Raw genomic sequence first — 14216 nt, 5'->3', positions numbered from 1 at the left:
AATATCCATAAGGATACGAGTTTAACGTAAAATGAATCAATCTCTTGTTAAAAATCCAAATGACATTCGCATTGCAATGCTTGGCATGGTGGAAGGCAATGGCCATCCTTTCAGTTGGTCTGCAATTATAAATGGTCATTATGATCAGGAACTAATCGCTAATTGTGGCTTTCCAAATATCACTGAATATTTAGATTCGCAGCCCCCTGCCAACCTTGGTATTGAAGGTGCTAAGATTACTCATATATGGTGTGATCATTTTGATCAAGCTCAATGTGTCGCGAGATCATCACAAATCCAAAACATTGTTAGGCGACCTGAAGATGTCATTGGCCATGTAGATGCTGCAATCGTTGCAACAGATATTGGAAGTGAACATGTCGATCGTGTGCGTCCATTTTTGGATAATGGTGTACCTGTATTTATTGACAAACCCTTAACTGATAATCGACACGGGTTAAAGCAATTTACTGCTTGGCATCACGAAGGCAAGCCATTTCTTTCAAGCAGCTGCATGCGCTATGCACGAGAATTTTTCGAATTGCGAGATCGATTATCTGAAGTTGGTGAGGTAAGAACCATAACAGTTATGATGGCAAAATCATGGGAGAGATATGGTATCCATGCACTTGAAGCAGTCTATTCAATTTTGCCGCACGGAGATTACGAATGGGTTATCAATACTGGGACCAATAAATCTAATGTTGTTCATCTACATCGCCACGATAAGATTGATGTAATTCTTATCACAAATAATGATATGTATGGTGCATTTGGCCTTGTACAAGTTGCTGGCACAAGAGGTTCATTAGAAGCTAAGTTTGCTGATACTTTTTCAGCCTTTAAAAGCCAACTCTCTACTTTTATTTCATATTTGCGTTCCGGCGTGGCACCAATACCCTTTGAACAATTACGTGCACAAATGGCAATCATTATCGCAGGGCTTGAAAGTCGAAACCGTAATTGCCGCCGTATTTACCTACGCGACATTGTATCCTGAATTCATTCATTGATTACCATCATCGCTATACAAACATCAAGTAAATGACTTTTACAATCAATACCTAAAAATGATGTTCGTCCCTAATCATAACGATCACATCAATCTAGCACTCTCCACCATTCTTAACGTCAAAGCTCAATTAATAGCCGCTCAAAATTTTGTCTTGGCCAAAAAAATCAAATGGACACATTCGCTTAATCGATTTGCTGAGGGTGATCCGCCCCCCAGCTTTTCTTGGATATCGTATCGATGCACACGAGCTTCTCTACCTCACGTTTCTTTGTTCTTCCTTTCATGATTTAGCGAGTATAATGCAGAAATGACTACGTGTAATAAGCCGAATTTACTACTCATTACATCGGACCAGCAGCATTGGGCAACCATTGGCATGTTGAATCCGAAAATTAAGACACCCAATCTAGATCGTTTGGCTCGCTTGGGCGTTCATTTCAACCGCGCCTATTGCCCCAACCCGACATGTACACCTACAAGAGCATCGCTGATAACAGGATTATATCCCTCTGCTCACGGTGCGTTTACATTAGGCACAAAACTACCAGAGCATATACCAACACTTGGTGGCTACTTACGAGTACATGGATACGATACAGCTTTGATTGGCAAAGCACATTTTCAACCACTACGTTCCACCGATGAATGTCAATCAGTTGAAGCTTACCCGACACTGCGTGACACTGAGTTCTGGTCAACATTCAATGATACTCATACGCCGTGGTATGGATTTGACTATTGCGAACTTACTAGAAACCATACTGATGAAGGCCATGTTGGGCAGCACTATGCACTATGGATGGAAGAAAATGGCTTGGACAATTGGCGAGCATACTTTCAACCACGCAGTGATAATCACAAGGATACAGATCATGACGCAACACGTGCACCGCAGGTAGATCCAGATTCCATGCTTGGGTTGCGTAAAGACGATAGTTGGCAACTGCCTGAATCTTTCCACTATACTGCATGGACAGGCCAAAAAACCATCTCCGCAATCAAACGCTCACACGCACAAGGTAAACCGTTTTTTATATGGTCAAGCTATCATGATCCACATCCACCTTATTGTGTCAGTGAGCCGTGGGCGAGTATGTATAACCCTAAAGATATGGATATCGACCAATACATCGAAGGTGAAATGGATGAGATGCCCCTGCCCCATCAACTGACACGTGAAAGTGAAAACCATTTTGCACCATTCAATCAGGACGGCTGGGGTAATCATGGCTATCATCCACATGCAGATGTCACACGTGAGCAGCTCCAACGCGCCAAAGCAATTTACTATGGCATGATTTCTTTTATGGATTACTGGATTGGCCAAACACTTGACGAACTCGAAGCAAATGGTCAGCTCGAAAACACTTTGATCGTGTTTACATCCGATCACGGCCATTTCATCGGTGAACACGGACTTATCGCTAAAGGTCCATTTCATTACGAAGATCTAATCAAAGTACCATTCATCTGCGCATGGAAAAATCAGATTCCCCATCAATCCTCAAACCATGCGATCCAATCACTCGTCGATCTTGCTCCGACTTTTCTAGAGGCCGCTGGCCTTGAAGTACCACGGCACATGCAAGGTCGCAGCCAACTCAAGGCTTGGAAGCAACAAGCTCAACCAAGCCGTAATTACGCAATTGTTGAAAATCATCATCAGGCTGGCCCGGAAGTTCACTTACAAACACTCATTACTGATCGGTACAAATTAACGGTATATCGTGGCCGCGAATGGGGGGAGCTATTTGATCTACTGAACGATCCAAGTGAACATCAAAACCTATACACAAACCCATCTTTTAAAGAAGTGAAAACTGATATGTATCGACAGTTGGTCCAAGCAAATCTAGAACGCGAGCAGACTGCGATGCCACGTGTGTGCTATGCATAATTCATATACCGTGGTTTATCCTTTGACAGATCCTGTTGTAAGACCGGAAATGAAGTCACGCTGAAGCATTAGAAACAGTATCAATACTGGCGCAACCGCAATCAATGTACCAGCCATAATCATTCCATGCTCGATTCCATAATTACCGCGCAACTGAGCAACCGCAACAGCAAGTGGAAATTTCTCAGGGGTCTGCAAGACAATCTGTGGGCCAATAAAGTTGTTCCATGCTCCCAGATAGGTGATCAACAAAAAAGCGCCAATCATGGGGCGTACCATGGGTAATGCTATCTGTAAGAACATACGCAGATCATTGCAACCATCTATACTTGAAGCTTCTAACAGTTCAACCGGAAGACTTCCAATAAATGCTTGACGGAACAGATAAACTCCAAAAGCTGGGGCTATCCCAGGAAGAATCAATCCAGTGTAAGTATCTAGAAGGCCTAACCAATGCAGGACAACATAGCTGGGAGCAAGCAATAGAGTTCCAGGTATCACGATGCATCCCAGCACAGCATATGTGATGGTTTCCTGACCACGGAATCGCATCATGGCTAATGCATACCCACCCATTGCACTGCCTAATGTCGCAAGAAGACTTAGTGTGGAAGCAAAAAACAATGAATTGAAAACTGATCTTACAAATGGAGCATCGCCAATATTAACCTCAGACCACAAACGATGAAAATGGTTTAATGTCAAACCGCTCCATTCAATCTCAAACCAGTATCCATCCTCCTTAATAGGGAGGAAAGATGAGGAAAAGAATACGTCACTACTTTTGAATGCAGAACAGAGTAAATATGCAAACGGCATAAGTGTAAAAATGGCAAACACACCTAAAGCAAGATATACAAGAACCGTGTAACGACTTTTTTGACATTGTGATGTATTATTACTCAACCTGATACTCGTTTCTGAATAATGGCAAAGACAAAAAGAGTCGAAGCTAAAATCCAACCAACAGCGCTTGCCATGCCTAAATCACCTTGATCAAATCCCTTCATATATAGATACATCACGATTGTAAGTCCTTGATTGTTTGGGCCTGCGCCGCCACCAAGAAGCAGATACGACAATTCAAAAATTTGAAAAGATCCTACCAATGAGATGAGAATCACAAATGCACAAACTTGACGTATGGCTGGTAGCGTCACATGTGAAAAACGACTCCATGGCCCTGCCCCATCTACCATCGCAGCTTCTGTCAGCTCCTTGCTAACATTCTGCAAAGCAGCTAAAAAATAAACCATACTAAAACCGACTGACATCCAAAAAGCTGCGATAATCAAAGATGCCATCACGAACTGCTCCATCCACGGAAACTCCAGATTAAAACCAATCATTTGATTTAACGTGACATTGAGCATTCCTGTATTCTTCTCAAAGATGATGCTCGCGAGAATTGCAACAAAGGCCATCCCGACTAAAGAAGGCGAGAAAAATATCATTCTCCAAATACTGCGAGCTGCAATATCCTTTCTGTTCAAAAGTATTGCCAAACCAAGAGCAGCGGGTATCTGTACTACAACAGAGCCAAACGAGAAAAAAGCTGTGTTTTTACACGCTTTCCAGAAATCCGGATCTGTAAAAATCCATTGAAAATTTTTCAGCCCAACAAATACTGATACATCTGGGCCATCAGTTTGTTGAAAAGCTAAAACAACTGAATGCAACATTGGATAGGCTGTGAATAATAGAAAAACGGCAATAAACGGACTTAGAAAGAGGTATGGACTCAATCGAGAATGGAAACTAGAACGCTTCATCAATCAATTCACTTTCTGACTAAGAAAATAATTCTGCTGCATTTCCTCTATAACACGCTCCTCCGCATCCGCCAATAATTCTTTGGCGACCGGAATTAAGGCATCGCGATCAAAATTTGGACGTTGCTCCGCGTATTGCCTAAGCTTATGTACCACTTCACTAATACGCGAAATAGCGATACCACGATATGGTGTGCTCGTTCTGGTAGGTACACTGGGAGCCAGATCTATATACATTTGACCAACAACCTGATTTGAAAAATATGGATCAGGCTGCTTATAAAATGAACAATTCCACAATGCTTTTACTGGTGAAATAATATTGTTTCTCTGGAAAAGACGTTCTGCGACTTCTTCCGAAAGATATAGATGCTTAGCAAATGCCCAAGCATCTTCAAAATTTTCTGTAGATTTAGGAATCGCTATCATGGTTCCCCCCATAACACTTGTTCTGCGTCCGCCAGGTTTCCATGCCGGAAGTGGCATCAGCTTCAGTTTTCCTTTCAACTGTGGGAGATCTTGCTTCCATACGCCAGCAAGCCAATCAGGCATTAATGTACAAAGAACACGTCCTTCCAGTCTCAACTGATTACCAGATGGCTGAAATTCAGGTGCATCAACACCAATCCGTTTTTCACCAATGCACCAACGAATAACCGTTGCAAGCACCAAAGCATTTGCATCGGACGCAATGATAATTTCCCCATTAGAATTAAATGTTCCTCCTCCAGCTTGCAACATTAGCGTCTCAATTAGTTGCATATTCGTATGCCAAATACTCATCGGATATATTCTTTGGCCTGATCCATCTTGGTGCTTCAAAACTATCATCATGAGCTTGGCAAATTCATCCCATGTTTGAGCCTGAGTAATATCAATGCCCATTTCTCCAAGAATGTCTGCTCTATAAGCTAGCATAACCGGATGTACATCATGTGGAATACCAAAAATACGACCGCGTGAAGTCCATAAACCGAAAGCAGGTTCATTGATTTTTTTGTGGATTCCCTCATCACGAAGCCTATCTGTAATATCTGCAAAACCAATACTGTCTTGGGGACCACTAAAAAAACGCCCCATCCAATCCTGCTCTACTTCCATAACATCTGCTACTGGCGTACCAGACCAGAAAGCAGATAGTGTGCGCCGAACCTGTGCAGCCCCATCGAGAACATAAAGATTTACCGTCTCATGATTCTTTTCCGCCGACTGTTCATTCCACAATGTAATAGGCTTAGCATAAGTTTCCTCATGCACTCGGGCATACGTCCACATCTCTAGTCCATCCCGCTGAGTAATCGGCCATACCGCAAGGACTAACCCACTACTGATCGAAATAATGAGGATACACCATGCCCCAACCGACATAAATACTGGATTTAACTGCAGGATTCGATTCATTACGTTTTCCCGTATGGATATGAAGATAGCTACAACAAATGCGCTACACATTTGAAGCAAATGAACGTAGTATCTAAATACGATCACAATCTTAATACAACCACTATCTGTATCTAAACGATTTGATAATTAGAATTTCCAAACGTCCTTCTACCATTCAATTACAACATCATCACGCAACACGAAATTTTGATGCCACTGCAACTGCCACAAATCTTCAACGGATATACCTTCTGAATGCCCATCAACAAAAGCTACGTTGATAATACGTCCAAGATGACGATCAAAACAAACTCGCTGCATATTGTTCAGACGAGATTCACCTGTGTCATCAATCGGCGGAATATCTGTACTTTGCGGCCACGCATCAACAGAATTACTATCCATGTAAACCGGAACATTGGATGCATTTTGTATATGTGAGATTTTTCCTCCCCACCACCACTCTAAGTCCATTGCAGGATCCCAAAATGATCCGCCAGGCGGCCCGATTGGATTATCTACATCATCAGCCGTGTAGTCACCAGCCAATGCTCCATGATAAAGGAAACCATTGAATGCGTACGATCCAATAAATTCGCCATCATCTACACCTGCAAAACCAGACCACCGATAAGGTCGCTTCGCTGAACCATCCCATAGTGGATCTTCATCAGTTTCGGGGCATAAGATATCGTCAAACTCCGTGCCGCCGAAATAATCCTCCATTGCGGCCACGTGAAGATGCTGCAACGTATATCGTAAGAACTCCCCATTGGTGTCGGTCATCATCGCATTCCATGCAAGCGTATACTGTCTTGTATTGGCCTTACATTTAATACCCCTAGCTGTACGGCGAGCCGCACTAAGCGCGGGCAAGAGAATACCAACGAGAAGGGCAATAATTGAAATGACGACTAGCAACTCGATGAGTGTGAATCCTCGATCTATGTACTTCGACATCATATACTCCTTTATTCAAATCATGACGACAGGCATTAACCCAACGCCATGAGAAATAGCGCTAACCATTACACATTATTTAATACTTATGATTGTGTCTTTGACACATTACCACAAACCCGAAACCGATGAGTGCGATACTTGCCGGTTCAGGAATCGATGATGTAACCTCATATGCTAAATTAAATCCTTCAATGCCGAAGAAGCCATTGCCACCAGTTGTTGGTGTAACAACCTCAAAAATAGCATTGTAAGTACTACCGATGATCTCCCCTAAAGCAATGCCATTGCCACCCACAAACGGATCGCCTAAGAATCCACCTGTTTCCCAATCAAACACTAAACCCAGTTGCGAAGTGGTATTTTCAAATGGGTTGTTGACTTTCTGTGTTGAAGCACGATAGAAACCTGAGAAAGTTTCAATCGTAAACTCAATGAAGAAATTGTATTCTCCATCCGCTGGGATCGTACCGAAGTTGAAGAGACGAAAAGGATCGCTGAATGTGAGGCTTGTTAGTTTGGTCGTTGCAGGATTGTAATTATCTAATGCAAGTACGTTACTCTCTGCAGTCAAATCACGCGGACTACCTTCGAGAGCATAAAAACCCACGGCATTTGTTGCGCTGGTTTGAAATGTTGCTGCCGTTTGTCCGCTGTCATAAAACCAAGGTGAATTAAAAGTCCAATTTGCAGAACCATTATCAAAAAAGACGTTTGGGTTAATAAAACCCGTAGCAATATTAGCAGCGTTAGCCTGCTGACCGAAGCATACTAGCACACCTAGTGCAGCAGAAAGTATTGTGTAATAATTTCTTCGTTTAATCTGAAACATTCATCTCTCCTTTTTGAGCAATCTATTACGACTCTATTATTATTTATTCCTCTCAGACAATCTGAGAAATATCCGAAGCATATCATTACTCGAAAGACCAAACACATTAATAATTTTATGAATTCATGTAATTAATTAGGAGCAAGTATGGGTCTATAGAGTCGATCACCCACTGCTGTTAATTCCGCACGGAATCCAATAGCACCGTTATCATTAGACACTATAAACTCAAGGGTATTATTACCCTGAGAGAAGACATCTTGTATAGTGTGAGTCGTCCATGTTTGATAGCGAATTTTTGTATTAAGTCCCATCTGATCTTCATTGGGCACCTTGAATGATCCGGCTATCTCTTGTCCATTAACATGTATAGATTCTAGCCTTTCATCCACGATGAACTTCAATGTAAGAATAATCGTTGAAGCATCGAAGCTTTCCGGCACATATAAATTCGTTTTGAAAATATATTGTCCTTTACCTGTAGAAGCCGCGTACCGGATTGGTGACAACCACTGAGAATGGCTATCTGATGCAAGCCAAACTAAATTATTACCTTCGGGATCAAGTCGGCGTGGGCTAATGATGAACGCGGGAAGCTCTTTATCTGTCGCAGCATTATAGATATGCCAATCTGGATCCACCTTCCCATCAGTCATTCTATATCCTGTTGAACGTATTGGCAGTTCTACACGTTCGCGCACTCTCATGAATGCAGCCAACCCTTTTCCTGTGCGTAGAATATCTGCAAATTGATTTCGTCTTAACTGTACTGGTTCACTACGGTTCTCCCCCTCCCTATTTTGAACTGTAACCATACCGTCAGTTACTTCAACGCGCGATGCTTCATGATGATCATTTACATCAATCTCGAATGCTGTTCCAAAATCAGTAACAACACCACCTGGGATCAAAACTTCAAAACCATGTCCTGAGGTGGGTACGTCAAAACTTGCAATACCTGCAATCATCTCACTAGCATTATCATTAACGAGTGAGAATGCTGCCGGACCTTTGATTGTAGCAACGGTACCGCTATTAAATTCTACTGCAATTTCGCCCTGTTCTAGTTGTAAGGTCCCTTTTGAAAGACCCTGCCCTGATCGCATCGAATCAACTGAATCCGCCCAAACTGCCCCATCAGAAATTCCAATCAGTTTCGCGACAGGCCCCCTTTCAACTACTTGCTCAAATGTATCTATTTGTGTTTTTGTAGCTGTAATGGCCCCGCGGTCAGATGAACCTCCTGAGGGCAAAATAGAATAAACTACCATGAGTAGCATCGTAATAACTGCAGCAGCAGATCCGTACGCGATAACCTTTGGAATCACAATAACTTTGTATGTTTGAATAGAATCCGATTCCTGCGACTGTAATTTTTCGAAGTACGACATAGAATCTTGAGATTCGGTCGGCTCATCGACCAATTCATATAAACCACCATCGCTATCAATACCTCGATTATCTAAAAAATCCAATGCTGCAGGCAAAGTGTATTTTTGCGGCCGAAGCATTGCAGAAAGTAAACCTGCTTGCTGGCAGATGAGAACATACTCGCTACGATATGATTCTTTGTTCGCAATTAGTTTTTCAATCGCTCGTGATTCAGCTTCTGTAGCAAGACCATCTAAATGTAGAATAACCATCTGATGAAATGGTTTACCTCCAAATGCTTCTTTCTCATATGCTTCCGCGATATGATCATCACTCATCGCACCACCCCCATTCTTCTTTGAACACATTCCCGCAATGCTTTATGAATTCGAGATAATGCGGTGTACACGGTTTCGACTTTACGGTCAACTTGATTCGCCAAATCCACGCCACTAAAACCTTCGACATATCGAAGCGTAATGAGCTGCTGAGCGTATACCGACAACCGTTTTATACAACCCCGCAATGCATCGATGGTTTCTGATTCATTGGCGTCTGCCTGATCCCATGCACCATCTACCAAATCCATGATTTCTGTATTAAAAATAAGTGGCGATCTTTTCGATTTCCTTGCAGCATTCAAAGCCTGATATCGGGCAATTTTCCGAATCCATCTTCGAACATGAATATCATCTGTAGCCTCCACCTCCTCCGCTTTTCGACAAGCAATGATAAATACCTCTTGCAACACATCCTCCGCCAGATGCTCATCCTGCACAATGGCCCATATATAGCCGAGTATTCGACCACGTTCTTTTGCTAACTGTCGAATAATGGTTTCAGACGTGAGTGGCAAGCATCATCTCCTTCTTCTATATATGTCCTCTACTAACGACTTCTGTACATCGCATAACCCAAATAGCTAAAATTAACCAAATATGTGATGCGTCGTGTTGTACTTATACTACATACCACAGTTTCACCGTGTCTGGCGGACGATGCAAGGCTAATTCTCGTCGGAATTTGGTGTTTGAAGGCTACTTGTATGTTTTCTGAATGATGCTATTAGCAGATCTAATGCAGCCACAATCTCTGAATCTTGCATGTATAAACGGCCAATGGTATTCGCACCAATCTGTTCAATCGCCATCGCCATCGGCCCAATGTTGATGTCTACCTGCTCCCAATTGGGTGCTGGTCCAAAACCTTCAGGAATGTCCGCCATCCGGACAGTATCAGGAAAACCAAGAATAGGATGTACATAGCCAAGATCCGCAAATCGGCGAAGTGCACGAATTGCTCTTCCTCGAGTGAATGGTAATGCAAGTGCAGCACCGTATGGGGCAGGCGAAATACGTATAACTTCAGAAGAAAAACCTGTTCCATGAACATCCGACCCCTGGTGTCCAATGTAATTGCCCCAGTCAATAAAACCATCTCCGCGAAATTTATGCACAGTTGCACAAGCAGTTAACCCCATAAGAGGCACGCCAAATGCTTCTTCCGCGGAAATGGCATCTCGTGTAAAAGCTTTTCTACTATTGCTGGCAAATGGCTCAATGGGCCCAGTCCATAACTGAAGCCAGTTATATGTGAATCCAGATCCAAACCAACTTGGAAAAAATCCTTTCTTTTCTTTACGTACAATCGTATCGAAAAAATTAGATCCAAATTCATTTGAAGCAAACGCTTCTAGATACACCAAATCCGTTTCTTCAGAAAATGCTAGCCCCCAACGATACGGATTCATCTCGCCTGTTTTCCCATTAAACCCCATGGCAACCTTACCATCTACGTCAATAGCTTTGCTCCAATCCGCCCTTTCAAGGAGCCTTGTCGCCAATTCAACGATCTCATCATCCTCAATGTAATGTTGCCTGACGACACGTATTCCAGCGGCACAAATCGCCCAATCTATAGTGCTAACATCTGGCCATTTTGCGCGTCCATCGGGATAAAAGTAATGGAACGGGAAGCCGTGCCACCCACCACTACCATCAAAACAGTTTAAATCGTCAAGCCAACGCAGCATGCTAAGGATACGATTGCGAGCAATATCGTCTCCGATCACACCGTCATTCTCAGCCATAATATAAGCAGCAAAAGCATAACCCATACCTGAAAGCGAAACACGATCATGATCCCGACTCATCTCCAAAACAACACCATGATTCGGCCTCGGCGACCGGTATTCTCTTATGAAATATCCGAGACTTGTTTTCTTTACCCATTCAAGCATCTCTTGATCATCGGACGGAAGCGCGAATGGGCGTGCACTACCATCATTGAAAACAACATCATCAATCAGAATCTCTCCGGACTCAGTTCCATACCCGCCTTCGATTTGAAATCGTAGCTTCTTTAACCTCTTACATATAAAATCCATTTGGTATATGTCCGCAATACCAGAAATAACCTCGATCTGCTTTTCCTTAATCACTTGGCCTTCTAAGTCTATAGCCTGAACAAGAATTGTCTCACTGCGATGTGTTTTTGCTGCAAAACATATTCCCTTTACCACATCTGTAACTTCAGTTGGTAAAAGTAAATCATCATCAAGCTTCCCTCGAACAGAAATGTCTAAGCGGACATACTGACTCGAATCAGCCAGACCTTTGTATGCAATTTTCATCATGGCATTTCCGGAATCACGAACAATCCTCGCCTGAACTTCAACACCATCACTATGATTAATCTCATATGCCGAGTTATACTCGGTCCAACCATACATAGCCTGATCACAGGTAAATAGTGGTATCCCTGCCGGCTTGTTAACCATCGATGCTGATTGATTCAACCCAATATCCTTGGCAAACGTAGATTGGGCATGAAAACAAATCAAAGAAACACATATCAACATCAGTATCATATTTTTAATCACTTTAGAATCTCCCATAACTACAATTGCAAATAATTTACTCCGCCCACACTGTACGTCCTCAAATAGATACCTCTCGACATGCGACATCTATCTGGATCTAAATCGCAATCTAGATGTAAGAAAATCTAAAAATATTGAATTCAATGTCGTGTGATGCTATAGGCACGACATTAATAGATATCCGTATGCATTCACTGCACAGCTCACGGTGATACGAAAAATAAATTCATTTCAAAGGATGGGAAACAATGAGTAGAATGGATAATCTTGCACCTGAAGTGTCTTTAGAAATTCCATATCTAAAAACGAGCGATGATTATGCACAGTTAATCGTCCAAGGATCACCATTCATAATTTTAGGTGGAGAGTTGCATAATTCAGCGGTCTCAACTGAACATGATATTGAAAAAACCTTCGCTCACGTCGCAACATTAGAGTTAAATACAGTATTGGCTCCTGTCATGTGGGAAAAATTTGAGCCTACAGAAGGTACATATGATTTCACATTAATTGACAAGATGATTCGTGAGGCAAGAAGGCATAACATTCGCCTAATCCCACTTTGGTTTGGAACGTATAAGAATGCGTCTTCATCATACACCCCCAAATGGGTTAAAACAGATCATAAACAGTTTCCACGTGCCCAAACAGAAGAAGGCATGATCACAGGCGCGATTAGCCCATTCTCAAAGAATGCTCTGGAATATGACTCACGAGCTTTTACCGCGATGATGCAGCACATCCACGATGTCGATGTCAACCACCACACTGTGATCATGGTTCAAGTCGAGAACGAAGCAGGCATTCTCAATACGACTCGCGATCGATCTCCACTGGCGGAAGAAGCATTCAGACAAGTGGTACCTGATCAACTCATAGAATCGTTAGCAACTTTTCCATGTAACACCGCGAATACAGAACTTCTACAAGCATGGAAAAATAATGGTTGCAAACAGCAAGGTGATTGGCAAAATTTATTCGGTAAGATGGCCGATGAGGTTTTTATGGCATGGCACGTAGCTAGATTCCTCGACCAAATCGCTAAAGCTGGACGAAAGGTATATAACTTACCCATGTTTGCAAACGCATGGATCCAGTCAGGGCCAGGCTATAAACCGGGTGAATATCCAAGCGGCGGACCTGTTGCAAAGGTTTTAGACATATGGAAAGCTGGTGCTCCAAGCATTGATCTCATAGCACCGGATATCTACGACCCACATTTCAAGGAAGTTTGTTCTGACTATGCAATAGAAGGGAATCCTCTTTTTATACCTGAGGCACGGTGTGATAAAACCGCAGCTAGCCGCGTTATGTTCGCCTTAGGTCACCACCGCGCTCTTGGGTTTGCACCGTTCGGTATAGAAGACATCACCGATGCAACGCATCCGCTATCACACGCATATCGAACAATTTCTAGTATGGGCCCAGTATTACACGAAGCACAAGCGAGTGGAGTAACAGGAGCTCTTTGGGAAACAGCAAGCGAAACGAACGATTCAACCGTACTTGATGAAATTCAGTTCGCAATTGTACCTTCGAATAAGATACACGCGGAACATACAAACAATGCTGTTATGTTAATTTCACTTGGCAATCATGAGTTTATTGCGATGGGAATAGGCATACAGATTGAATTTAAGCTCTCCAATAATTCAAAAAACTCAACCGAAATTGTCGAGTTATGCGAAGGCCAGTTTATTGATGGGATATGGACTCCACTTCGCTGGCTGAATGGTGATGAAACGGAGCATGGCACGCGTTTGATTTTCGGATCAGAACTTAAATTACTACGATTTCAGTTATACACTTCTGAATGATTGAGGCATATCAGATACGTGCTTAATAGTAATCTTCATAGCCTTTTGTGTATACTCGCTCTCTTTTGATGATGCACCCTGAGCACACCAAACTTAAATCAGGACTTAGTTGTCCCATATTGTGCTCAAAGCCATTTCCATTGCTTCATTCCTGACTTTTGATAGATCGGCGGCCATATCAACCCAGTATCTACTTGCACAAAGATCATCATTCCTTCATAATCGTGGCCACTACTAAGGTTGCGCTTGCATCATCTACTGAGTGGCGCCCAGTAAGGTCAATATGAA

At 42.6% G+C, this 14216-nt stretch carries 11 protein-coding genes; 3 read left to right on the top strand and 8 right to left on the bottom strand.

The genetic code is table 11. From position 1 onward, the window contains the following. The first annotated feature begins 31 nt into the window (after positions 1-31). Both ACQ6WK_RS04605 and ACQ6WK_RS04600 read left to right on the top strand, forming a co-directional pair. Positions 32-1000, top strand: coding sequence for a Gfo/Idh/MocA family oxidoreductase (locus ACQ6WK_RS04605; RefSeq protein ID WP_432799572.1), 969 nt, complete (start codon positions 32-34; stop codon positions 998-1000). 322 nt (positions 1001-1322) lie between these two features. Next, on the top strand, positions 1323-2912 hold the full coding sequence (locus ACQ6WK_RS04600) for a sulfatase family protein (protein ID WP_432799571.1): 1590 nt from the start codon (positions 1323-1325) through the stop codon (positions 2910-2912). Positions 2913-2927: 15 nt separating this feature from the next. Here ACQ6WK_RS04600 and ACQ6WK_RS04595 read toward each other — a convergent pair whose 3' ends face one another. The 8 genes from ACQ6WK_RS04595 to ACQ6WK_RS04560 form a co-directional block, all read right to left on the bottom strand. Then, the gene (locus tag ACQ6WK_RS04595; RefSeq protein WP_432799570.1) at positions 2928-3818 is read right to left on the bottom strand and encodes a carbohydrate ABC transporter permease; all 891 of its coding nucleotides are present in this window, start codon (positions 3816-3818) and stop codon (positions 2928-2930) included. Beyond that, on the bottom strand, positions 3815-4684 hold the full coding sequence (locus ACQ6WK_RS04590) for a carbohydrate ABC transporter permease (protein ID WP_432799569.1): 870 nt from the start codon (positions 4682-4684) through the stop codon (positions 3815-3817). The genes ACQ6WK_RS04595 and ACQ6WK_RS04590 overlap by 4 nt, the downstream gene beginning before the upstream one ends. 3 nt (positions 4685-4687) lie before the next feature. Further along, the gene (locus ACQ6WK_RS04585) at positions 4688-6085 is read right to left on the bottom strand and encodes an ABC transporter substrate-binding protein (RefSeq protein WP_432799568.1); all 1398 of its coding nucleotides are present in this window, start codon (positions 6083-6085) and stop codon (positions 4688-4690) included. A 150-nt stretch (positions 6086-6235) separates the two neighbouring features. Beyond that, the gene (locus ACQ6WK_RS04580) at positions 6236-7027 is read right to left on the bottom strand and encodes a type II secretion system protein (protein ID WP_432799567.1); all 792 of its coding nucleotides are present in this window, start codon (positions 7025-7027) and stop codon (positions 6236-6238) included. Between the two features lie 79 nt (positions 7028-7106). Next, on the bottom strand, positions 7107-7859 hold the full coding sequence (locus ACQ6WK_RS04575) for a hypothetical protein (RefSeq protein ID WP_432799566.1): 753 nt from the start codon (positions 7857-7859) through the stop codon (positions 7107-7109). 131 nt (positions 7860-7990) lie between these two features. Beyond that, positions 7991-9568, bottom strand: a complete 1578-nt coding sequence (locus tag ACQ6WK_RS04570; RefSeq protein ID WP_432799565.1) for a hypothetical protein — start codon at positions 9566-9568, stop codon at positions 7991-7993. Beyond that, entirely contained in the window at positions 9565-10086 is a 522-nt protein-coding gene (locus ACQ6WK_RS04565) for a sigma-70 family RNA polymerase sigma factor (RefSeq protein WP_432799564.1), read from the bottom strand. Before ACQ6WK_RS04565 ends, ACQ6WK_RS04570 begins: the two co-directional genes overlap by 4 nt. A 150-nt stretch (positions 10087-10236) precedes the next feature. Further along, positions 10237-12126, bottom strand: coding sequence for a hypothetical protein (locus ACQ6WK_RS04560; RefSeq protein WP_432799563.1), 1890 nt, complete (start codon positions 12124-12126; stop codon positions 10237-10239). A gap of 233 nt (positions 12127-12359) precedes the next feature. Here ACQ6WK_RS04560 and ACQ6WK_RS04555 point away from each other — a divergent pair, with 233 nt between their 5' ends. Next, positions 12360-13928, top strand: coding sequence for a DUF5597 domain-containing protein (locus ACQ6WK_RS04555; protein ID WP_432799562.1), 1569 nt, complete (start codon positions 12360-12362; stop codon positions 13926-13928). Positions 13929-14216: the final 288 nt, after the last annotated feature.

Source organism: Poriferisphaera sp. WC338 (assembly GCF_050931845.1).
Taxonomy (GTDB): domain Bacteria; phylum Planctomycetota; class Phycisphaerae; order Phycisphaerales; family Phycisphaeraceae; genus Poriferisphaera.
This window is presented reverse-complemented; position numbering and strand designations above follow the sequence as displayed.